This is a genomic window from Muricoccus pecuniae, from assembly GCF_014199205.1.
Classification (GTDB): domain Bacteria; phylum Pseudomonadota; class Alphaproteobacteria; order Acetobacterales; family Acetobacteraceae; genus Roseomonas; species Roseomonas pecuniae.
The window spans coordinates 226,576-248,548 of sequence record NZ_JACIJD010000005.1 but is presented as its reverse complement, the minus strand read 5'-3'; the positions used below and the strand labels follow the sequence as shown (position 1 = coordinate 248,548).

Genomic DNA, 21,973 nt, shown 5'->3' with positions numbered 1-21,973 from the left:
CGGGCAAGCGACTCAAGCTCCCGCCGCTCGGCCGCGCTCAGCACGATCGACACCGCAGGCTTGCCCATCGCCGTACCCCTACCGATCACCTAAATAATCGTAGGAATTTCACGATCAGGACACTAGCACAGTTCTAGCACAGCAGGTTTTCGGCCTTCTCTTTCAGCACCCTGCCGAGCAGCCAGAATGCCGCTAGCGCAGAGCTGGCACAGCCTTCCCAGTGGTCCTCCCTAGGGGTGCGATGGCATCGGCCAGCCCAGCGCTTCCAAAACCTCCGTGCTAGGTGCCTAAACGCGCGCAGGCTCCTGTTGCGCTAGACCGCTCACCCCGTAACAGAGATGGGGTCGGCTGCCGTTAAGCCCTCCGGTTGAGCCGTAATGGCGTCAGGCGCGATCGCTTGTCGGTATGTACGAAGCGCCAAAAGCCAGTCCTCAGTCCGCGCTAGCAATGCGGTCACGTCGCATCGCAGCCACGTCTCCCCCGGCAGGGTTCCATCGGATAGGCTCCCGCCCGCAGGGACGTGCACGGCCCTCGTATAGGCCGCGAAAGCCGCCGTACCTGCCTCGCGAGACGGATCGGTCGGATAAACCTGAAACGCGCCGGAGGTGTGGAGCGAGCCGACATCAATCCCGTCGAGGCGGACGATGAGAGAACGCACCACCGCGGGTTTCACTCCGAAGCGGCCCTAGCAAGGCTGTGCGGCGCCTGTCCCGTCCCGGCCTCCAATGGCGAGACCAACCGACACCGCCTCAACCGAGAGGGTAACCGCCAGGCCAACGCCGCCCTCTATCGCGTGGTCATCGTCCGCATGCGGGCCCATCAGCCCACCATCGACTACGTCCGGCGCCGCATCGCGGAGGGGAAGACCAAGGTCGAGATCATCTGGTGCCTCATACGCTACGTCGCCCGCGAGATCTCTGGATACCTCTGCCGCTCGGCCCATCCACCCCAGGCAGCCACAGCGGCCCCTTGACCGCTATAGGAGCTTCAACGCCACTTCTACGTCAGCCCATATTGCTCCTCGGGTGAGCTTTCGCGAAATTCAGCTACTTAGTGCTACTTAATCAGCACTGAAGAATATAGCCAGAGCGTAGTTAGCAGCCCTGCCGGTACCAGGAGCATCACCACGGCGTACACCCAGCAAATACTAAACCACCAACTTACGCGCATACACACGCGTAGCGGAAGACACACAGCACCAGCCAAACCGAAATCGGCTGCGTGATCAGCCCTAAACTTCATATAGTCAACGGAACTGTGGTTCAGAGGATATTTCTCTAGTATTTCGCTGTACCTTCGCACATAGTCACGAACCTCATTTTCCTCATTTCGGCCTGAGCGATATCCGACGCCGAACTCTTCGTACAGCCGCCCGATCGAAAGAGCGGATTCATTCATCCGCTCGCTATTGCCAAGGTGATTTCTAAGTCCCTCGATAAGGCTAAACGCCAAAATTCCAACAGAGGCAATGACGCCAAACACGTTCAAAAGGTTTTGCCCCAGTCCCGTGAGACTTTGCTGGAAGACAATCGCAGCAACCGAGATCGCAATGAGAAAAACAGAAAGCGCGGAGATCGAACTGACCGAAAGAGTATTCATGACTCGGTAGCGGGAGCGGGCAACAAACCTCGATCCCCTCGTCGTCCACATCTTCTTGTAAAGAGCATCGGCGGCAGTAGGGTTTGAGTTCATCATCCGTAAACGTAGACCGAAGCTGGCGACGCGGCTACCCCGCCCACGCCGTGCCTTTCCCACTTCTTTCTTGCGGCGCGCCATGCCAAGAAAAAGCTAGGTAGTCGCGTCTCCAGACTGATGGGCGGGTATACATACCAGCTTCCATCAAGGAGCTGTTCTCGGCCGGCGGGGAGGACGTGAAGTCCAGCCGCAGCCAGCAGCTTTGCTCTTTGTTTATAGGCTCGCATGACAATACTGCAAAGCCATCCATCTAACGCGTGCAGCTGAGCATGATCATTGACCAAACAGTAATACGCCATCAGCCCCCGCACTTTCCATAGATTCGTATCTCCGTCCAAGTAGTCGCTTAACTCTTTCTCGGTTCGGCCTCCATATATGTACCTTCGGATTTCGTTAATACAGGTGGCAAGATCCCAATCCCGGAAGCCGGGGCCGATCCGGCTCGAGTTAAAGAATCCTCTTCGCGGATAAATGAGCAGGTTGTTGTAAACCATTCTGGAGATAGCGCGCTTTATGCCATTAACCCTATTGTCACTCATCGCGAGTCGCCCGCCCGATGAAAACTGGTAGCCAAGGAAGGAGAAGTGCGGAAAACTCCTGATCTCCCCCTGACCGACGCCCGTTAGCAGACGTACTCCACTTGATTTATCTTGATTCAGGGGCATTCCCGTCGTTGCACTAAAACGCGCAAATGTATTAACGATCGAGATTGCATCCTCGTAGGAGTACGTCACCACAACATAGTCGTCAGCGTATCGACAGAAAACGCCATTCTTCCGCTCGAGTTCCAGATCAAGTTGATGAGCCGCCGCATTCGCGAGGAAAAGCGATATGCTGGAGCCCTGTGGAACTCCCGCGGTGCAACTGATAAATTCACCCTTGCTGTACGCATTGCGATCAGCGAAGCGGTGTTTCAACATGCTCATTATGAAATCACGCTCGCGGCCGGTCGTGAGGAGTAATCCTCGCTCGTTTACTATGCCAGCAAGGTGCCCATGAGGTATGTTATCGAAGTACTTCTCGAAGTCAAAACCAATGATATAGGTTTTTTCGGCCTTTATATAGTTGCTGAGCTGAATCACCGCATCTAACGGCCTCTTGTCAGTCCGGTAGGCATAGCTCGACGCAGAAAATACACCGCCGTTTCGTGCGGTCAGATTTTGAGCAAGTAAGCTCGATAATGCGGCGTCCGGGATTGTGAAGATGCGGACGTTGCGCCTGCCTCCGGAGGACTTCTTTATCGATACCTCTACGGCTGGGCGAGGTGCGTACCTTCCGCTCTTGAGGCTGTACCAGAGGCCCTTTGCTATGTGCTTACCGTGAGCCAAACAGTACCTAGGATCAAAGTGACGATTCAGGGACCAGTAGAAGGGCTCTGCCGGGGGGGACGTCTTGGGGACCAAGCCAGTCCGCTTTGCGAACCTCTTTCCATCGGCGCCCGATCTCGCGACATCCTGGTTGTGGCGTCTTATCCGCTTCCGTGCCTCAAGCTCGATACGTGCCTGGATTAGGTGGATCATGTGCGGTGGGTCAGGAATTTGGGCGGCGGGGGGCACCGGAGTATGAGGTCGTTCGCAAGGCGACAGTACTTTGCAGGTCTGCCTGCTCAGTCAATGCGCGCCCCCCGCCTAGCGCCACTCGCGCATGTCGTGATTTCAGGGTTCGTCACACAATTTGTCAACCCCACCCTGACCCTCCTCCGTGTTGGTGGACACCTCGGAGAAGCTCTTGAGTGAGCGAGGTGCCTTGATGACGACCAGGACGCGACGCGAGGTCACGGAGGAATTCAAGCGGGAGGCGGTGGAACTGCTGGAGAGCAGCGGACGGCCGTTAACGCGAGTGGCGGAGGAGCTGGGGAACCAGCCTTCGATGCTGCGCAGCTGGCGAGGGCCGGCATCACGACAGCATCTCGTACATGATCTCGCCAAGCCGCTTACCCGATGCCGTGTTCTCCATCGCGCTGCGCATCCTCCCTCGCGTAGTTGCAAAGTGGAGGTCGGAATCCACCGGATAATCCGCCGCAAGACGGGCCATCTCGCGCCCAAGCGCGACAACCTCCCGGTGGGTAGCGTCGGTGCGGTCGTAAGTCGGCACAATCAGCTGCCAAATGTGCTTGTGGATGTGGCGCTCGTCTTTCGCATACGGCAGGTACGGTCTGACGAGGTCAGAGGTGACTTCCGAGTTCAGGATGGCGCAAAGGTAGTCCGCCTCCTCGCTGTCTGCGACCGCGGCCCAGTACAGGCCGCTGGCAATCAGCGACCGCCGGTCCGCCACCTTCGCTGCGAAGATGTGCATGCCAGAGGTGTTGTAGACTACCCGCAATGGCGGCACTGGCAGCTGCTTCTGGAGTTTGTTCTGATAATTCAATTGTTCAATCAATGACAAGCGCTTGGTGGAGCGGTGTGCCACCCAACATTCCTCTGCGGCCCTCCACCATTGATCGAGGCCGGGGTAATACTCGATCTCTGCGCGCTCCGTCAGTAGCCGCTCCGAGGTGCAGGGAATCACCGCACGCAGTGGCGACGTGACCCGATGCGGGAGCAAGTTCTCGCCTGAGTACACAGGACGCACGAACTCGGTCTCGACGACCCCTTCGACGCTGGCCATGTACTTCCATGGCTTCTTCTCATTCGCGCTTCGGTGCGACACCACCCCCATCCGCCCGGCCTGCAGGCCGAGCGGCGAGGCCTGACGCGACGAGACGATGAATAGCAGGCGCGGCGCCATAATGGCGCCTTGGGTGAAAGCCGGACTGTAAGGCGAGCGTAGCGCACGGTCGGCGATGGTCACCTCGCCTTCCACACGTTGAAGGTGAGGCCCTGCGGCTGACCAAGTCGTATTTCCCCGCTGCAGGCGCCCGGACCAGATCTCTGCTTTGCGTGGCATCGGGTTTGCGGCGGCGCCGCGGTGCGCAAACACCACGCTTGCCCCCCGCGGGAAGAAGTGCGGACGGATGCGGCGCAGGTCCCAGGACGGCCCGAACCGGAGTGACACGGGCGCGGCCTGGTCGGGGTAGAACCCTGCGCGGAAGCCTTCGTAGTATTCGCGGTCCATTGCGCCATTCGGCATTACCATGCCGAGCCGCCCACCTTGCTTTAGGTATAGCTGGGCGGCGCGCGCCACGAACAACGCAGAGAGGTCTTGGTGGGTCGCGGCTTCCGCGCCGGCCCAAAGCCGGCGGCTTTCGCTCATACGCTTGAAAGCGACCTGCATATCCCCTGTCATATGTCGGAACGACAGCCACGGGGGGTTCCCGACCAGCACATCCACGCGGTTTGCCTCGCGGGCCAGCCACATCGGACGGGCGAGATTCCGCACGTAGTAACCCCAGATATGGTCTCGGCCTTCGTCGTGCAGCCGGCACATGATCTTGAAGGTGTTGGTCAGCTCGAGCCTAGCGGCCTCAGGGATGGCTAGGCGCTGAAAGAGGGCAGAAAGGGAGGGGACGGCGGCACCTGGCTTCTTAGCGGACGCGCGGCCCGCCATCTCCTGGACAAGGCGATCGAAGCGCGGAGCGTCCTCCAGCAACGCGTCCGGGAATCGCAGTTCGGCTGGGAACAACTCGCGCTGGTCGTCGGCATGGATGACGAGGTTACCCGCGGTCCAGAGGTCCAGCTGCTGCTCCCGCCACTGCAGCGCGTCTCCCAGGAAGACTGGGACGTGGATTGCGCCGCGCTGCGGGTCCATGAGGCGCTCGCGGCCGATGGCGAGCAGGTAGGTAACTCGCGCCAGCGTGACTGCGACTGGATGGAGGTCCATGCCGAACACGCGGCTGGTCAACCCCGCCAGTACGTCGGCCGGCTGCCGCCCGTCCGCCTCGGCCTCGGTGATGTACTTGCGCGCTGCGTGGAACAGGAATGTCCCGGACCCGCAAGCAGGATCGAGTACCCGCTGCTCCAGTGGTGCCGTTAGGACTGCGCCGACGACGGCCTCTGCCAGCCAGTCCGGTGTGTAGTATTCGCCAAGGCGCTTGCGTGTCTCGGTGCCGATCACGGATTCATAGAGGACCTTGAGCACGTCCTGGTCGACAGCGTTCCAGGCGAAGCGGCCCAGCCGCCGCGCGAGGGTGCGGATGAACTGCTGGCCGCCGTTCACCTCGAGAACCCAGTCAAAAAAGTCCGACTCGACCACTCCGTAGATGCCGCTCTCGTCGAACTTGCTCCCGGAGAGCAGGGAAGCGGGCGCGATGCTGTCGACCGGCAGGCCGAGCACAGCGTGGGCGATGATTTCCGCAGAGTTGACCAGCAGGGTGTGTTCGATGAATAGATCGTCAGTGTCGTCGAACTGCGTTCCAAGGGCCGACTGGAGTAGACGTGACCACAAAGCGCGCTTGATCTTCACCGTTGGGCGTTCGGCGCTCGCCTTGTAGAGTGCTGAGAGAGTTGCACGGTCGAGGGCGTGCGCGCTGCTTCCGGCGCCCAGGCGCGTTGCAATCTCGCCCGCCGTCGGCCGCACGTCCTTTGCGGTCGCCAGCACGCCTTCGAGCCAAGCGACCAAGCGGTCGAGATCGGCACGGCCTCCGCTTGCCTCCAGGGTGGAGACCTCACGCAGCTCACCCTCGACCAGATGGTGGCACCGCCACTCGGCACCATCGGTGAGGATACCGACGTACCGGCGTCCTGTCTGCTCACCGCGCGTCTGCACATATCCGGCAAGCTGCTGCACCGCGTTGACGCGCACCTTGCCCTTCCGCAAGTCGCGCTTGACTTCCACTACAGCCGAGCCGACCTCGATGTCGATTCGCCGCCCGTCCCCTAGCTGGGACTCCATATGCACGGTCTGCAGGTCGTCCTCGTGCAGCTGCAAGGGGGCGCTGAGCAGCAGTTGCCTGATGTCCGCTTGAACCTCAGCCTCTGTCCGAGGAGCATCGCGGTTGGTCAGGCGGCCCAACAATGGAAGCAAGCTACACCTCAAGTGCCGGCCCGGGCGCAGCGGGTTGCAACCGCACATGCCAGCGAGCTTCTTGACAGGGATGATTGAATCTCGACCGCTGTTGTCGCCCACTGTGCGGCTGCGCGCAAGGCGCATAGGCGCGGCAATGCCCTTGTGCCGGACCCACCTCTTGGTGGCTTCCATCGGTCGGTTCTGTACCTTCGGCCCCAGGGCTAGGGCGAACCCCTTGAGGTTGTACTTACTTTCCGGAGGCAGCTAGAGGATTGCCGCGTCAGACTTGCTATCCGTCGACCGTTTTCGGGCCAGGTGGGCTCCTTCGCCCCCGCTCGGCTGCGGCGCGGTGGTACTAGAACACCGCTCGGGCTGCCCCTGGCCGGATTGAGGCGTTGGTCAACGGGCGCGCGAACTGATCTGCTTTAGCTGTGCAACGCTCGCGTTTGATACCCTTCAGGAGCTCCGCCGCATGCTGTGTGTGAATAACGTGGTCGTAGTGCGTCGAGATCTGCTCCACCGAGTTCCCGGCATTGTCGGCCAGCATATTCAGGTTGACGCCGCGTTGGATCGCGTCGGTGATGAACGAGTGACGCATGCTGTATGGGGTCCGAACCAGGCCATGGGCATCGCTGCCGAGGCCTAGCTCCTTCAGCACGACCTTGAAGCCCTCGCCGAAGCGCGTAGTGGGCTCGCCGTTAGGCTTCACCCACAGGCAGGCGTTAGGCTTCGGATCCGGGTGCTGCGCCTGGATTGAGTTTATGACCTCCTTGAGCCGCATATCCACCACCACGGGCCGTGACCCGGTCTTGCCCTGCTGCACGCGCACCACAAAGTGCGGCGTTGACCCGTCGACGAACTCTAGATCCCGGAACCTGAGCTTGGTGCCCTCCACCCCCGGCCTGAGCCCGGTCAGTAGGTGGAAGCGTACCCACAGCCACAGCAGCCTGCGCGACGCCTGGTGGTGCTTCTTCTTGGTCTTCTCGATGCGGCTCTCCAAATGAGCCAGCAGCTTCGTCTGCTCGGCTGCGCTGAAGGCGCCACGGCGATTCCGCACGAACTGGGTGACATCCAGTTCTGGCATCTCCGTTCGCGTGATGCGGCCGTCCTTGACCGCGCGCTCGAAGATGTGCCGCACCAGCCGCTCGAATAGGATGCGGCTGTTCACGCCTGGCTTGCGGATGTGGGTGCCGGGCATCTGCACCGCCAGGGGCTTCTTGTACTCGCGCCCCTTGTTGTCACGCGTACGGTACTGGACGCGCTTCGTCCCCTGCCCCGCCTTCCATTGCTCGAGGTAGGCCTCGTGGAAGCGTTCCACTGCCTGCGCGTCGACCTCGTCCAATGGTGTGTCGCTGAAGTGCGGAGCGAGATAGCGCCGGATCATACTTGCCTCCGTCTCCGCTTTTTTCATCCTCGCATCGCGCTTCGCCATGGGCGCCTGATCGGCTGCACGGATGCGATGGGCGATGTAGGCTTCAGCCGCAGTGCTGAAGGGCGTGACAGTGGTGCTGAGGCCGCGCTGCTCGCGCCACCTGACCTCTTGGTATCTCGCTTCGGCTACCTTCTTCGCCTCGCCAAGGGCTCGCTTTCCCGTCGTCTTGCGCTCGTAGTCGCCTCCGGGCAGACGGAGACGGTACTGCCACTTACTGCTCGCGCCGGGGCGCCGGTAGACGACGAGGTCGCCCTCGTGCAGCGAAACCTGCTCTGTCTCGGCTGTCTGCTTCACGGGTACCGACTCCTTCGCTGGCACCGGCGTAGCAGCAGAATTAACCGGGTTAACCTCCGGCTTGCTGCCGAAAAGGGGGATGACTTGGGCCATTCTTGGACTCCTTGGCTTGTATTCCGATCGACTGCTTGCCAAGGAGAGCTGAGTATCAGGGGCGCTTCACTGCCCGATTGTGCAAGTTTCTTGCCTTTCCACTTCTCTCTTATACTTTCTTCATTGTTCTATTGTCAGTATTCACCGCAATCATCGTCGGACATTCTTTGAATGTGCAAAAACTTTACATCACGTTCCCGTGCATGTTCTACAGGCAGGTCTTTGTTTTCAACACGTTAGGCATAGTTGTGTGTTTCACCCACAAGAAGACAATCATGGTGAACATGGGCTGACTCCGGCGCGCTCCTGCTGCCCGGCGGGAGCGCGTCAGGAAGGCGTTAGGAAAGAGGGGCTAGGCTGCGTCCCCAGGCAGACGAGGTGTCCTGGGGAAGACGATGAAGGTTAACTACCGCGAGGACGGCAGCGCCTACGTGTCCCGCTTCGAGCCGGGCGACCTCGTCCGCCTCCGCACGGACGAGACGGGCGACGGCGCCATGGGGAAGGCGGGCCAGTGGGGCAGCGTCATCTCGGTGGAGGGGCGGACGGCCGCGCGGCTGAACATCCAGCTCGCCGGCTATTCCGAGAAGCGCCAGTCGGCCCTGCAGCGCCTGATGGGCGTCCCGGCGAGCATCGTCCTGCCCTGCGACGCCCAGGGCGATACCGCCACCCTCCCGCCGAAATACGGCCCCCGCGGCCTCCGCGTGACCGCGGGGACGCCGCGCGGGCACCATGTGACGGTCTCCGCCAATGACGACCTGCCGCCCTGGGCCGCGAGCCTCGTGGTGGCGGGATCGACCCTCCTCCTCGTCGTGGCCGCGGTGGTCGCGATCAAGGGCTTCGGGGTGATGTAGCGCGCACCGCGGAGGACGGATCCTCCCCGATCCGCCGCAACGGCTTCGCCAGCAGCATCAGGCAGCCGCCGGCTGCTAAGAGGGGCAGTGCGGCCAGCGCCCAGTCCCGCTCCGCCAGGCTGGCGATCGCGAGCGGGGCCAGCACCGAGCCGATGTTGTTGAACTGCACGACGAGCCCGAGCGCCGGCCCGGTGAGGGATGGCTCCGGAACCGTGCGGGGTACGAGGGCGAAAAGGGAGGCGGGGATGATCCCGCCGATGCCCGAGGCGAGCAGCGCCGCGGCGACGGTCAGCCCGGCCGAGAAGGGCAGCGCGAAGGTCCCGGCCGAGAGCACCGCCATGGCGGTTCCCGCCACCATGACGAGCCTCGCCGCCCGGAACCCGCCCCGCATGAGCCCTCCCGCCAGGAGGTTCCCGCCGATATTGGCCATGGCCGCCCCCGCGCCGGCCAGCCCGGCGGCCGGAAGCGAGAGGCCGAACCCTTGCGCCAATCGCGCGGGGAGAAAGCCCGCGATCCCGAAATACATCACGGCGTAGCAGGCGAAGGCCCCGGCGGCGGCGAACGGCAGCCGCGCGCGCCAGAGCGCCCCCACCCGCCCGGGGATGTCGGACGGCCCCGCCACCGGCCGCCCGGCCGTGGGCGGCAGCAGGACCGCGAGGACCAGCGCGGTGGCCGGCGGCAGCAGGGCGAGCCCGGCCCAGGCCCCGCGCCAGCCCAGGCCGTCCACCAGCGGCGCGGCGAGCATGCCCAGCGCGATGCCCGTCGGCATGAAGATGCTCCAACAGCTCATCGCCATCGCCCGGTCCGCCAGCGCGGCCCGCGCGGCGACGAGACTGGGGGCGGAGACGACGACGGCCAGGAAGGCGCCGCCCTCCACGACCCGGGCGGCATAGAGGCCCCCCGGGCCCGGCGCGAGGGAGGCCGCGATCCCCGCCCCTCCCATGAGGACGAGCCCGCCCAGCAGGAAACGCCGCACCCCGGCCCGCCCGGCGAGAAGCCCGGCCGGCAGCCCGAGAAGGGCGCCGAGCAGCGCGAAGACCGAGAGCAGCCCCGCCGCGCCGCCGAGCCCGATCCCGAACTCGCCGGCGATGGCGAGAAGGGAGGGCGCGACCTTACCGAGCTGGAGGGAGGCGGCCACCCCCGCCGCCACGAGGGCCAGCACCTCCCGCCAGCGCGTCTCCCGCGCCCCGGCGGGCGGCGGTTCAGCCATCGCGTCCCGTGGCGTAGAACCAGCCGATCAGCCGCCGCTCCAGCAGGACGAAGCCCCGGTTCAGCCCGTAGCCGAGCAGGGCGAGCACGAGCACCGCCGCGTACATCTCCTCCGCGCGCCCGGCGAACTGCATCAGCACGAGGTAGTGGCCCACCCCCTGCTCACCGGCGATCATCTCGGCCACGACGGTCGTCACGAGCGCCAGCGCCAGCGCGACCCGCAACCCGGCGAGCACGTAGGGCAGGATCGCCGGCAAGGTGACGCGCAGCAGCCGGCGATGCGCCGGCACGCCGAAGCTGCGCGCCATGGCGAGCTGGTCGGCCTCCACCGCCCGCAGCCCCTGCGCCGTGTTGGTCAGCACGGGGAAGAAGGCGGTCACGGCCGCCACCGTGACCTTCATCGCGTCGTCCAGCCCAAGGAAGAGGACGAGCGGCGGGATGATGGCCGGGATGGGAATGGGGCGGATCAGCTCCACCGTCGGCCCGAGCAGGCGGCGGACGAGGCGGCTGGCCCCGAAGATGAGCCCGGCCGCGACGCCCGCCAGGGTTCCCGCGGCAAGGCCGGCGAACATGCGGGCGAGGGTCGAGCCGACCAGGAGGGGGATCTCGCCCGAGACGGTGTCCCGCGCCAGCGCCGCCAGCACGTGCAGGAAGGGCGGCCAGTTCGGGCTGTCCACCATGCCGGTGCGGGCCGAAATCTCCCAGAGAAGGAGGAGCCCGAGCACCAGCAGCAGGCCCGAGCTGGGGCGCAGCCGCAGGGACACGGCGGCGGGCCGGGCGAGAACCGCCTCCGACACCTCAGGCCTTCGCCGTGCGGAAGATCAGCTCCGCCGGCGCGGGGTAGCGCCCGCCCAGCCCGTGGCGCCCCATGGTCGAGATCACCTCGGCCAGCTCCGCCTCGGACACGTCCTTCGGATAGGCAGTGAAGGCGCAGTTCTGCAGCCGCTCCACCGGCACGCGGGAGAAGCCGGAGATGAGCTGAAGCAGCTCGGGCTTGCCCAGCCGTTCGTTCACCCAATCCACCCCCTTGTGCAGCCCGCGGGCGAAGCGCTCGAACACCTCGCCGTTGCGGGCGAGGTCGTCCTTCATGGCGACGTATTGCGCGACGGAGGAGGAGGGCGCGGTCTCGCTGATCGGCCAGCCGATGCGCTCGATCCGGTCGCCATGGCTCTGCAGCGCGGCGGTGACGAAGGGCTCGCTGAAGATGGCGGCGTCGATCTGCCCGCCCGCCAGCGCGTCCGCCATCTGCGGGAAGGGCACCTCCACCGTGGTGACCTTGCGGTAGTCGCCGCCCGTCCTGTCGATCCAGGACATGCCGCGCAGCCAGACGATGTTGTTACGCGTGTTGGAGGCGATGCGCTTGCCCTCGAGCCCCTTGCCGTCGGTGATGCCGGAACCCTTGCGCACCATCACCGCCATGGCGTCCGGCGGCGCGGGCTGCGAGCGGGAGGCGCCGGAGACGAAGCGGAAGTCCAGCCCTTCCCGGATGCCGAGAAGGATGGAGACGGTGTTGGAGAAGGCGATGCGGAACTGGCCCGCCACCAGCCCCGGCAGCCCCGTCGCGCCGCCCGCGGTGCTGGAGGTATCGATCTCGATCCCCTCGGCCGCGAAATAGCCCTGCGCGATGGCCGCGTGCAGCGGCGCGACATCGAGCACGGGGATCACGCTGACGCGCAGCTTCGTGGGCGCCTGGGCGAGCAGGGCGGGCGCGGCGACCGCCCCTGCCAGGGGCATGGCGACCGCCGCGGCGAGCGGCCTGGCAACAGCAGCGCCGAGCGCGGCGCGGCGGGTGATCCCGGTCATCTCTCTCTTCCTCTCATTGCCGTTGTTGCCAGTGCAGCGCCCGCGCCTCGGCCCAGGCGAAGAGCGCGTTGAGGGCCAGCCCGACGAGGGCGAGGATCACGAGCCAGGCATACATCTGCCGGATCAGGAAGCTTCGCTGCATGTCGAGGATGAGGAAGCCCAGCCCCCCCTGCCCTGTCAGCATCTCCGACAGCACGGCGATGATGAGGGCGAGGCCGAGGCTGGTCCGCATGCCCGCCAGGATGAAGGGCAGCGCGGCGGGGAGCACCACGTGGCGCAGCGCCCGCCCTGTGCCCCAGCCATGCGTGCGCGCGGAATCCAGCAGCACGCGGTCCACGCCGCGAACGCCCTGGAGCGTGTTCACCAGCACGGGGAAGGTGACGGCGAGCGCGACCGAGGTGATCTTCATCATGTCCCCGATGCCGAGGAACAGCATCAGCGGCGGCACCAGCGCGGCCTTCGGGATGGGGCGCAGCATCTCCACCAGCGGCTCCAGCAGCCGGTAGGCCGCGCCCCACCACCCCATCGCCGTGCCGAGCGCGACGCCCGCCGCAGAGCCCAGGGCGAAGCCGATGAGGACGAGGCGCAGCGTGGCCGCGAGCGGCGGGAGCACGTCGCCGGAGAGGAGGAGGTCCCGCAGCACCTCCCAGATCGCCGAGGGCGGCGGCATCAGCGCGCGGCGGATCAGCCCCTCCCCCACCGCCCATTCGAGGACGAGCAGCAGCAGCGCAAGGAAGAGCAGGCCGGGCAGAGGGGCGAGGAGCCGCTCAGCCCGCATGGCCGCCCCGGGTCAGTAGGGCGTCCAACAATTCGTGCCGCAATTCGAGGAAGCGGGCCGTCTCGCGCACCTCCACGGCGTCGCGTGGCCGGGGCAGCCCGGTCTCGACGACGCGCGCGATGGTGGAGGGCCGCTTCGTCAGCAGCGCCACGCGGTCCGACAGCGCGACCGCCTCCTCCACGTCATGCGTCACCAGCACCACCGTCAGCCCGCGCTTCTCCCAGAGCTCGAGCATGAGGCGGTGCAGGTCGAGCCGCGTCAGCGCGTCCACCGCGCTGAAGGGCTCGTCCATCAGCAGGATCCTCGGCTCGGCGGCGAGGGCGCGGGCGAGGGCCACGCGCTGCTGCATCCCGCCCGAGAGCTGCCAGGGGAAATGGTCCCCGAAGCCGGTGAGCGCGACGGCGGCGAGCTGCGCATCGGCCACCGCCCGCGCGCGGGAACGCGACATGCCGGGCCGGTGCTCCACCGCGAAAGCGACGTTGTCCCGCACGCTGCGCCAGGGCAGGAGGGAGCGGCCGTACTGCTGGAAAACATAGACCGCCTCGGGCGGCGGCCCCTTCACCGCGCGCCCGGCGACGCGCACCGCGCCGGCCGACGGCTCCATCAGCCCCGCCGCGATCTGCAGCAGCGTGGACTTGCCGCAGCCCGAGGGACCGAGGATGGAGAGGAACTCTCCCTCCCGCACGGAGAGGGAGACGCGGTCCATGGCCAGCGTCGGCGGCCCGCCGCGCGCGGGGAAGGACTTCCCGACCGCATCCAGCTCCAGGATCAGCGTTTCCAAGCCCCGGCCATCCCCTTCCCGCGTTTCCTAGAAGAGCTCGAAATACTCCCGCTGCTCCCACTCCGAGACCTCCGCCTCGAAGCGGGCGATCTCGGCGCGCTTGATTCGCAGGAACCAGTCGATGAAGCCCTCGCCGAAAGCCTCGCGCGCCGTGCCGCTCCTGTCCAGCGCGTCGAGCGCCTCGGCGAGGCTGCGCGGCAGGAGCGGCGCCTCCGTCTCATAGGGCGTGTCGGCGGGCGGGCCGGGGTCGCGCGCCGCCTCGATGCCGTCCAGCCCGAAATGCAGCTGCGATGCCATGTAGAGGTAAGGATTCGCCGCGGGCTCGCCGACGCGGTTCTCCAGCCGCGTCGCTCGGTCTCCCGGTTGTCCGAGGGCGCGGACCATCACGCCGCGGTTGTCGATGCCCCAGACCGCGCGGTCGGGCGCGAGGGAGAGCGGACGGTAGCGCCGGTATCCGTTGATCGTCGGCGTGGAGAAGGCCGCCGCCGCGCGCGCGTGGTGCAGCAGCCCGCCAAGAAAGTGCCGCGCCGTGCCGGAGAGAGGCTCGCCCCCTTCCCCGGCGAAGGCGTTGCGCCCGCTCGACGCATGGGCGAGCGACTGGTGCAGGTGCCAGCCGGAGGACATGACGTTCGGGATGCGCGGCCGGCACATGAAGGTGGCGTGGTATCCGTGCCGCCGCGCCACCTGCTTCACGGCGGAGCGGAAGAGGATCGCGGCATCGGCCGATGCCATGGCCTCCTGCGCGTCGAAGGTGAACTCCACCTGGCTCGGCCCGTACTCCACCTCCATCGAGCGCAGGGGGAGGTCGAGCGATTCCAGCGCGTGGCGCAGGATTTCCAGCACGGGGTCGAGCGCGTCGTAGCGGCTCTCCGTGAGGTAGTTGTAGCCCTGGCTGAGCAGCGCGACCTCGGGCGGCGTGCCCGGCTGCCCCGCATCCTCGGGCGCCAGCTTCGGGTCGAGCAGGCGGAAGAGGTGGAACTCCAGCTCCACCCCCGTGACATAGGAGAAGCCGAGCGCCGCCGCCCGGTCCAGCGCGCGGCGGAGCTGGTGGCGCGCGGAGAAGGGCACGGGGCGCCCGTCGGCGAAATAGGCGTCGCAGAGCATCCAGCCCGTATGCGGCGCCCAGGGGAGCACGCGGAAGCTTGCGGGATCGGGCAGGATGAGGAAGTCCGCCGCCCCCTGCATCTCCCGCATCCCCATCCCGGCGCCGGCGGTGAAGACGGGCCAGGCGGTGCGGTGGGCGCTGTCCTTCAGCAGCATCGTCGTCGTCATGGCGATGCCGTCGCGCAGCGCGCGGGCGGCGTCGGCCGCCACCACCGTCTTGCCGCGCAGGATGCCGTGCGCGTCGGGCCAGGACAGGCGCAGCACGCCGATCCCCTCGGCCTCGATGCGCCGGACCACCTCCTGCGCCTGGGCGCGCGCCACCTCGTCGCGCAGCCCGTGCCGATCCGCGAAGCTCATCGGGGCGCGTGGCCCGGCGCCGCGGCGCTCACTCCGCGGCCAGGGCCGGGGCGGACCAGGGGGCGGCCGCGCGGCGGCGCGCGGCGGCGGCGCGCCAGTGCCTCTCCCACCCCTCGGTCGGCGCCATGGCGTCGATCGTCGCGGGGCCGGTCATGGCGACGGCGGTGGCGGCGTCCAGCGCCATCATCGGCGCGCGCCCCTCCTCCACGGCCGTCATGGCGCGCAGCAGCAGGCGGCGGTTGGCGGCGATCGCCTTGTCGGTGGAGGCGAGGTTCTCGCGCGTGCGGTCCTGGATGGCGCCCTGGCTCTCCACCGCCCACTGGTCGTGCGTGTTGATGTCGTGCCCCATGCCCGTATAGGTCTGGCCCGCCTGCTCCTCCGGGTCGTAGCCGTACTCGTTGCGGCTGTTCCGGCGCGGGAGGTAGTCCGGTAGGGCGTAGGTCTCCAGCCGCTGCGCGCGCATGCGGGCATGGTCCACGGGCGCGGCGAAGCTCGTGAAGATCGCGATCCAGTAGCAGCGCGTGTCGTCCACCGGCATGTGCCACTGGGTGATCGTCATCTCCGCGCTCATCGGGATGACGAAGGCCTGGGGGAAGAGGAGGTTGGTCACGCGCACATGCGTCGTCGCATCGCTGATGCGGCGCAGCGCGGTGATGCGCAGGCCGTAATCCGTGCCGTCCACCTCGATGCGCGGGCGCGGGAACTCGCGTAGCACATAGGTCATCGGCAGGTCGGACCCGTCGGAGGCGCCGCGGAACTGCTTGCCGTAGCCCTCCTTCGCGTCCTCGTCCTCGAAGAAGCGGTGCAGGAAGGAGGCGTGGGCGGGGTCGATGCCCACCTCCAGCGCCTGCAGCCAGTTGCACTCGATCAGCCCTTTGAAGGCGAAGGTGTGGGTGCCGGGCGCGACGAAGCAGTCGAAATCCGGCAGGGCGGGCGGCTCGCCCTCGCCGAGATAGGCGAAGACGATGCCGGAGCGGAGCTGCACGGGATAGGCGCGCGCGCGGACGCGTTGGTGCAGCGTGCTGCCCTCCGGCTCGGCGGGGGTGTCCAGGCAGCGCCCGTCCGTGCCGAAGAGCCAGCCGTGGAAGGGGCAGCGCAGCCCGCCATCCTCCAGCCGTCCATAGGCGAGGTCCACGCCCCGGTGCGGGCAGGCGCGGTCGATGAGGCCGACCTGCCCCGCCTCGTCCCGGAAGAGCACGAAGTCCTGGCCGAGGGCGCGGACGGGGCGCACGGGGCGCGGCCCTTCCAGCTCGTCTACCAGGGCGACTGGCTGCCAGTAGCGGCGGAGCAGCGCCCCGCCCGGCGTTCCCGGCCCGACGCCGGTGAGGCGCCGATTCATCTCCGCACTCATCATGGCCGATCGCCTCCGGATGTTCGATGACCGAACGGGTGTTCGAGTGTAGGGTCTTCCAGAAAGCGAGCGCAACGCGGATCGCGCGAGCCGATGGAGAGGCGGATGCCGAGAATGGGGGCGGGCACGGGGCGCGCCGGGCCGGGCACCGAAGGGTCCGAAGCCCTGGCACGCGGGATCGCCATCCTCCTCGCCTTCGGGCCGGAGCGGCGCCGGATGAGCCTGGCCGAGGTGGCGCGCCTTGTGGACCTGCCGCGCGCAACGGCCCGGCGGGCGCTGCTCACCCTCGTCCATCTCGGGCTGGTCGAGAGCGAGGGGCGGCTGTTCCGCCTCACCCCCGCCGTGCTGCGCCTCGCTTCCGGCTATCTCGGCTCGAACGGCGTCTCGGCCCTGCTGCAGCCGGCCTGCGAGCGGATCGCGGCCTCGGCCATGGCGGCCTGCTCCGTCGCGATGCTGGACGGGGCGGAGATCGTCTTCGTCGCCTATGGGCAGCCGGCACGGCTGGTCCCGGCGAACACGATGGTGGGCGCGCGCCTGCCGGCCTATGCCACCGCCCTCGGCCGCGTCCTCCTCGCCGCCCTGCCGGAGGAGGCCCTGGCCCCGCTCCTCCGCGCCCTGCCTCCCCGCGCCCTGACGCCGCGCACCGAGACCGATCCCGCCCGGCTGCTCGACGCCATCAGGGCCGCGGGGGCGGAGGGACACGCGCTGGTGGAGGAGGAGGTGGAGCTGGGCTTCCGCTCCCTCGCCGTTCCCCTGCGCCGCTATGACGGACGGGTGGTGGCCGCGCTCAACATCGGCACCTCCGTCGCCGGGATGGATGCCCGGGGCATGCGCGAGCGGCTGCTCCCCCTGCTGCGCGCCGAGGCCGAGGGTCTCTCCGCGCAACTCGTCTGACCCTGGGTCCGCGCGAGCGACTTCGTGCGGCGTCCTCGCCCTTCCCAACCCTGCGCGTGCTGGGCCGTTCACCTATGCGAAGCCCACAAGGAGGATCCGTGCAGCAGCGGGCACCAGGAGTTACCGCTACCACGGAGACCGGAGGCCGGACCGGCCCCTCCGAGGTCGAGCGCCTGCGCGCCGCGCTGGACGAGGCCCGCACCGAGGCCGCGCGGCTCACCGAGCGCCTGCGCGGTGCCGAGCGCCAGCTCCTGGCCAGCCGCGCCCTCGTCGCCGCGCGCCGCGCCGGGGGCGAGGAGGACGACCCCGCCCTGGGCGCCGCGCTGGAGGACCTCTGGACCCTCACCAGCGAGCTGGAGGGGGCGAATGCCGCGCTGGGCCGCGAGGTGGCGGAACGGCGGGATGAGCTGGCCGCGATCGACGCCGCCCTGCGCGAGAGCGAGGACCGGGTCCGCCTCGCCCATCTCTATGCCGGGGCCGGGGCCTGGGAATGGGAGATCCCCACGGGACGATTCACCCTGTCCGACGGCTACCGCGCGCTCATCGGCGCCGCCGAGGGGCCGGCCGTCTTCGCCACCTGGCTCGCCGGCATCCTGCCCGAGGACCGGCCGGCGGCCGAGCGCGCCCTGCGCGAGGCGGCTGAGGCGGGGCTGCCCGAATTCGAGCTGGAATACCGCGCCCGGCATCCCGGGCGGGGCATCCTCTGGCTCGCCGGCCGGGGGCGGCTGCAGCGGGACGCCGAGGGCCGGCCCTGGCGCCTGACGGGGCTCAGCATCGACATCACCGCCCGCAAGCGCGCCGAGCTGGCGCTGCGCGACGCGAACGAGAACCTGCGGCGCGAGGTGGAGCGCGAGGTGGCCGCGCGCGAGACGGCGCAGGCCCGGATGACCCAGACCCTGAGGCTGGAGGCGCTCGGCCGCCTCACCGGCGGGGTGGCGCACGACTTCAACAACCTCCTCGCGGTCGTCACCGCCGGCACCTCCCTCCTCGCCCGCACGGAGGACCCGGCCCGGCGGGAGAGGCTGACGGCGAATATCAACCAGGCCGCCCGGCGCGGCGCGGACCTCACGCGCCGCCTACTCACCTTCGCCCGCCGCCAGGCGCTCCGGCCCGAGGCCATCGCCCTCGGCCCGTGGCTGGCCGACATCGCGGCGCTGCTCTCCCGCTCGCTGCGCGCCGACATCTCGGTGGAGACGGAGGTGGAGGAGGAGGTCTGGCCGGTGCTGGCCGACCCTTCGGAGATGGAGCTGGCCCTGACGAATCTCGGCCTGAACGCCCAGGACGCGATGCCGCGCGGCGGGCTCCTCCGCATCGCCGCGCGCAACGCCACGCTGGACGGCACGGAGGAGGCGGAGGGGCTGCGGGGCGACTTCCTGCGGCTGGAGGTTCGGGATACCGGCACCGGCATGGGGCCGGAAGTGCTGGCCCACGCCTTCGAGCCCTTCTTCACCACCAAGGCGGGCAGCGGCACGGGGCTCGGCCTGCCGCAGGTCTACGGCTTCGCGCGGCAGAGCGGCGGCGCGGCCCGCATCGCCAGCCGCCCGGGCTACGGCACGGTCGTGACGCTCCTCCTGCCGCGGGCGGGGGAGGCAGGCGCGGCCGCGGAGGCGGCGCAGGAGGTGCAGGAACGGCCGCTGCGCGTCCTCGTCGTCGAGGATGACGAGGCGGTGGCCGGGCTCGTCCTCGACATGATGGAGCATCTCGGCCACGCCGCGGTGCGCGCCACCGGCCCCGCCGACGCGCTGGAGAAGCTGGCCTCGGGGCTGGAGACGGACCTCGTCTTCACCGACGTGCTGATGCCCGGCGGCATGGACGGGCTGGACCTCGCCCGCGCGCTGGGCCGGCTGCGGCCGGGCCTGCCCGTCCTGCTGACCAGCGGCTATGGCGGCGCCCCGGCGCGGGTGGCCGAGGCAGGGCTTCCCCTGCTGCGCAAACCCTACGGCATCGGCGCCCTGCGCGACGCACTGGCCGCGGCGGCCGGGGGCTGAGCACCCCGCCGGACTTGGCCGACCCATCAGGGGCTGGCCATATGGCGCCCATGGCCCCCACCCCCCGGCACCCCCGCCCCGCCTCGCGATCCCCTTGGCGCTGGGCGCGCCAGGTGCTCCTCCTTCTCCTGGCCCTGCCCGTGCTGGCCCTCGCCCTCCTGGCCGGCGCGGTCTGGCTCACCCTCCCCGGCACCGACGCCGCGCTGCGGATGGCCGGCCTCTCCGCCCCGGTCGAGATCGGCTTCGACGAGCGCGGCATCCCCGTCATCCGCGCGGGCAGCGAGCGCGACGCCGCCATGGCCATGGGCGTGCTCCACGCGCGGGACCGCATGTTCCAGATGGAGATGACCCGCCGCGGCGCTGCCGGGCGGCTGAGCGAGCTGGCCGGCGCCTCCACCCTGCGGCTCGACCGCTTCGTGCGGGTGCTGAACCTGCGCGGGCATGCCGAGGCCGACCTCGCCGCCCTGCCCGCCGAGGCGCGCGACATGCTGGAGGCCTATGCCGCCGGGGTGAATGCCCTGATCGCCGCGCGCGGGCGGTTCGTCGCGCCCGAATTCCTCGCCCTGGGCGCGCCCGAGCCCTGGAAGCCTTCGGACAGCCTTCTCTGGGGCAAGGTCATGGGGCTCTGGCTCTCCGGCAACTGGCGGACGGAGGTGGAGCGCGCCCGCCTCGCCGCGAGCCTCCCGCCCGAGCGCCTCTGGCAGCTCTGGCCCGCCGATGACAGCCCCGGGCGCGCGGACCTCGCGGCGCTTCCCCCGGCCGCGCGCCTCGCCGGGCTGCTGGGCGCGACGCCGCGATGGGGGGAGGACGCGCCGCTCCCGCCCTCGGCCTCGAATGCCTGGGCGCTGGCCCCCGGGCGCTCGGCCACGGGCGGGGCGCTGCTCGCCTCGGACCCGCATCTCGCGCTCGGGGCGCCGGTGCTCTGGTATCTTGCCCGGATCGAGCTGCCCGGCGGCCGCTTCCTCGCCGGCGCCACCTCCCCCGGCGTGCCGATGGTGGTGATCGGACGGAACGAGCGCTTGGCCTGGGGCTTCACCACCACCCATTCCGACACGCAGGACGTCTTCGTCGAGCGCCTCTCGGGCACCGATGCCTACGACACGCCGGACGGCCCCCGCCCCTTCACCCTGCGGGAGGAGCGGATTGCCGTGCGCGGCGCGGCGGAGGAGGTGCTGCGCGTGCGGGAGACGCGGCACGGGCCCGTCATCTCCGACCTCGACGGGGAGCCGGAAGCGGGGCGCGTGCTGGCGGTTTCCATGGCGAGCCTCGCCCCGGGCGACACCCAGGCCCAGGGGCTGCTCGCCCTCAACCGGGCGCGCTCGGTCGCCGAGGCGCGGGCGGCGGCCTCCCTCATCGCCAGCCCCGCCCAGAACCTGATGGTGGCCGACGCGGAGGGCGCGACCGCCATGTTCCTCACCGGCCGCACCCCGGTTCGCGCGGCCGGGGACGGCTCGCTGCCCGTGCCCGGCTGGGACGGCCGCCATGACTGGAAGGGCTGGGTGCCCTTCGACGCCATGCCGCATGTGGAGGGATCGGCCGGCGGCGCGATCGTCAACGCCAACAACCGCGTGCAGCCGGCGGGGAGCGAGGTCTTCCTCGGCCGCGACTGGTTCGGGGACTGGCGCTTCCGCCGGATCGGCGAGCTGCTGCGCCAGCGGGAGCGCCACGCGCCCGGCGACCTCGCGGCGATGCAGGCGGACGCCGTCAGCCTCTTCGCGCGGGAGATGCTGCCGCTCCTCCTCGCCCCGCCCCGCCCCGAGGGCGCCGCCGGCCGGGCGCGCGACCTGCTGGCCGGATGGGACGGGGGCATGGGGACGGCGCTTCCCCAGCCGCTGATCTTCAATGCCTGGACGCGCGAGATGGGCCGGCTGGCCCTGGCGGCGGGCGGCGTGCCCGACGGCGCCTGGACCGCCGGGCCGGAATTCCTGCGCCTGCTCCTCTCGCCCGAGGGCGCGCCCTGGTGCGGGGCGGAGGGATGTGGCGCGCTCTCCATGCGGGCGCTGGAAGCGGCGGTTCGGGACCTCTCCGGGCGCTTCGGCCCGGACCCCGCCCTCTGGCGCTGGGGAGAGGCGCACCGCGTCCGGCTGGAGCACCCGCTGCTGCGCTTCGTGCCGCTCCTCGGCGACGCCCTGCGGATCGAGGCGCCGACGCCGGGGGACAACGGGACCGTGAACCGCGGCGGCACGGCGCGCGACTTCTCCCACGCCCACGGGCCGGGGCTGAGGATCGTGATGGACCTCGCCTCGCCCGAGGGGGTCATGGCGGCCATCGCCACGGGGCAGTCCGGCAACCCCTTCTCCCGCCACTGGCGCGACCTGAACGCCGAATGGGTGGCCGGCCGGGTGAGCCCGTTGCCGAGCGGCTCGCCCTCCGCCGCGCGGCTTCGGCTGGAGCCCTGAGCGGCGCGGGCTGGCATACCGGGCCCCGACGGCCCAGATCCATCAGCCCGGGTTGCACGA

At 68.8% G+C, this 21,973-nt stretch carries 16 protein-coding genes and 1 pseudogene; 6 read left to right on the top strand and 11 right to left on the bottom strand.

The window, feature by feature from the left end:
- Positions 1–607: 607 nt before the first annotated feature.
- The gene (locus FHS87_RS07700) at positions 608–973 is read left to right on the top strand and encodes a transposase (protein ID WP_221299639.1); all 366 of its coding nucleotides are present in this window, start codon (positions 608–610) and stop codon (positions 971–973) included.
- An 83-nt stretch (positions 974–1,056) separates the two neighbouring features.
- Here FHS87_RS07700 and FHS87_RS07695 read toward each other — a convergent pair whose 3' ends face one another.
- Together FHS87_RS07695 and FHS87_RS07690 are read right to left on the bottom strand one after the other, a co-directional pair.
- Complete coding sequence (locus FHS87_RS07695; protein WP_184515801.1) at positions 1,057–1,695, bottom strand: SLATT domain-containing protein; 639 nt, start codon at positions 1,693–1,695, stop codon at positions 1,057–1,059.
- Entirely contained in the window at positions 1,692–3,215 is a 1,524-nt protein-coding gene (locus FHS87_RS07690) for a reverse transcriptase domain-containing protein (protein ID WP_184515798.1), read from the bottom strand. Before FHS87_RS07690 ends, FHS87_RS07695 begins: the two co-directional genes overlap by 4 nt.
- Positions 3,216–3,444: 229 nt before the next feature.
- On the opposite strand from FHS87_RS07690, the pseudogene FHS87_RS07685 reads away from it, so the two are divergent.
- Positions 3,445–3,582 (top strand): annotated as a pseudogene (locus tag FHS87_RS07685) (transposase); the annotation flags it as partial.
- A 9-nt stretch (positions 3,583–3,591) separates the two neighbouring features.
- Here the strand turns inward: FHS87_RS07685 and FHS87_RS07680 are convergent.
- Together FHS87_RS07680 and FHS87_RS07675 are read right to left on the bottom strand one after the other, a co-directional pair.
- Positions 3,592–6,771, bottom strand: a complete 3,180-nt coding sequence (locus tag FHS87_RS07680) for an N-6 DNA methylase (RefSeq protein ID WP_221299637.1) — start codon at positions 6,769–6,771, stop codon at positions 3,592–3,594.
- A gap of 163 nt (positions 6,772–6,934) precedes the next feature.
- The gene (locus tag FHS87_RS07675; protein WP_184515795.1) at positions 6,935–8,398 is read right to left on the bottom strand and encodes a tyrosine-type recombinase/integrase; all 1,464 of its coding nucleotides are present in this window, start codon (positions 8,396–8,398) and stop codon (positions 6,935–6,937) included.
- 395 nt (positions 8,399–8,793) lie between these two features.
- Between FHS87_RS07675 and FHS87_RS07670 the strand changes: the two genes are divergently transcribed.
- On the top strand, positions 8,794–9,249 hold the full coding sequence (locus tag FHS87_RS07670; protein WP_184515792.1) for a hypothetical protein: 456 nt from the start codon (positions 8,794–8,796) through the stop codon (positions 9,247–9,249).
- On the opposite strand, the gene FHS87_RS07665 is transcribed toward FHS87_RS07670, so the two are convergent.
- The 7 genes from FHS87_RS07665 to FHS87_RS07635 are packed head-to-tail and all read right to left on the bottom strand — an operon-like array spanning position 9,227 to position 16,620.
- On the bottom strand, positions 9,227–10,459 hold the full coding sequence (locus FHS87_RS07665; protein WP_184515789.1) for an MFS transporter: 1,233 nt from the start codon (positions 10,457–10,459) through the stop codon (positions 9,227–9,229). The genes FHS87_RS07670 and FHS87_RS07665 overlap by 23 nt on opposite strands.
- Entirely contained in the window at positions 10,452–11,255 is an 804-nt protein-coding gene (locus FHS87_RS07660) for an ABC transporter permease (RefSeq protein WP_184515786.1), read from the bottom strand. Before FHS87_RS07660 ends, FHS87_RS07665 begins: the two co-directional genes overlap by 8 nt.
- Position 11,256: 1 nt before the next feature.
- A complete protein-coding gene (locus tag FHS87_RS07655; protein WP_184515783.1) occupies positions 11,257–12,261 on the bottom strand; it encodes an ABC transporter substrate-binding protein in 1,005 nt (334 codons plus the stop codon).
- A gap of 13 nt (positions 12,262–12,274) precedes the next feature.
- Positions 12,275–13,039, bottom strand: a complete 765-nt coding sequence (locus FHS87_RS07650) for an ABC transporter permease (RefSeq protein ID WP_184515780.1) — start codon at positions 13,037–13,039, stop codon at positions 12,275–12,277.
- A complete protein-coding gene (locus FHS87_RS07645) occupies positions 13,029–13,820 on the bottom strand; it encodes an ABC transporter ATP-binding protein (RefSeq protein ID WP_246418194.1) in 792 nt (263 codons plus the stop codon). The genes FHS87_RS07650 and FHS87_RS07645 overlap by 11 nt, the downstream gene beginning before the upstream one ends.
- Positions 13,821–13,847: 27 nt before the next feature.
- The gene (locus tag FHS87_RS07640) at positions 13,848–15,281 is read right to left on the bottom strand and encodes a glutamine synthetase family protein (protein ID WP_184515777.1); all 1,434 of its coding nucleotides are present in this window, start codon (positions 15,279–15,281) and stop codon (positions 13,848–13,850) included.
- A 28-nt stretch (positions 15,282–15,309) separates the two neighbouring features.
- On the bottom strand, positions 15,310–16,620 hold the full coding sequence (locus tag FHS87_RS07635) for an aromatic ring-hydroxylating dioxygenase subunit alpha (protein ID WP_246418192.1): 1,311 nt from the start codon (positions 16,618–16,620) through the stop codon (positions 15,310–15,312).
- A gap of 117 nt (positions 16,621–16,737) precedes the next feature.
- Here FHS87_RS07635 and FHS87_RS07630 point away from each other — a divergent pair, with 117 nt between their 5' ends.
- From FHS87_RS07630 to FHS87_RS07620, 3 genes are all read left to right on the top strand, one after another.
- Complete coding sequence (locus FHS87_RS07630; RefSeq protein WP_184515771.1) at positions 16,738–17,526, top strand: IclR family transcriptional regulator domain-containing protein; 789 nt, start codon at positions 16,738–16,740, stop codon at positions 17,524–17,526.
- 98 nt (positions 17,527–17,624) lie between these two features.
- A complete protein-coding gene (locus FHS87_RS07625) occupies positions 17,625–19,514 on the top strand; it encodes an ATP-binding protein (RefSeq protein ID WP_184515768.1) in 1,890 nt (629 codons plus the stop codon).
- Positions 19,515–19,627: 113 nt separating this feature from the next.
- On the top strand, positions 19,628–21,913 hold the full coding sequence (locus tag FHS87_RS07620; protein ID WP_312861911.1) for a penicillin acylase family protein: 2,286 nt from the start codon (positions 19,628–19,630) through the stop codon (positions 21,911–21,913).
- Positions 21,914–21,973: the final 60 nt, after the last annotated feature.

Coding starts and splice junctions, on each gene's coding strand:
- FHS87_RS07695 (WP_184515801.1), bottom strand. CDS start 1,695: ATGATGAACTCAAACCCTACTGCCGCCGATGCTCTTTACAAGAAGATG.
- FHS87_RS07655 (WP_184515783.1), bottom strand. CDS start 12,261: ATGACCGGGATCACCCGCCGCGCCGCGCTCGGCGCTGCTGTTGCCAGG.
- FHS87_RS07630 (WP_184515771.1), top strand. CDS start 16,738: ATGCCGAGAATGGGGGCGGGCACGGGGCGCGCCGGGCCGGGCACCGAA.
- FHS87_RS07650 (WP_184515780.1), bottom strand. CDS start 13,039: ATGCGGGCTGAGCGGCTCCTCGCCCCTCTGCCCGGCCTGCTCTTCCTT.
- FHS87_RS07675 (WP_184515795.1), bottom strand. CDS start 8,398: ATGGCCCAAGTCATCCCCCTTTTCGGCAGCAAGCCGGAGGTTAACCCG.
- FHS87_RS07635 (WP_246418192.1), bottom strand. CDS start 16,620: ATGAATCGGCGCCTCACCGGCGTCGGGCCGGGAACGCCGGGCGGGGCG.
- FHS87_RS07670 (WP_184515792.1), top strand. CDS start 8,794: ATGAAGGTTAACTACCGCGAGGACGGCAGCGCCTACGTGTCCCGCTTC.
- FHS87_RS07640 (WP_184515777.1), bottom strand. CDS start 15,281: ATGAGCTTCGCGGATCGGCACGGGCTGCGCGACGAGGTGGCGCGCGCC.
- FHS87_RS07665 (WP_184515789.1), bottom strand. CDS start 10,459: ATGGCTGAACCGCCGCCCGCCGGGGCGCGGGAGACGCGCTGGCGGGAG.
- FHS87_RS07680 (WP_221299637.1), bottom strand. CDS start 6,771: ATGGAAGCCACCAAGAGGTGGGTCCGGCACAAGGGCATTGCCGCGCCT.
- FHS87_RS07690 (WP_184515798.1), bottom strand. CDS start 3,215: ATGATCCACCTAATCCAGGCACGTATCGAGCTTGAGGCACGGAAGCGG.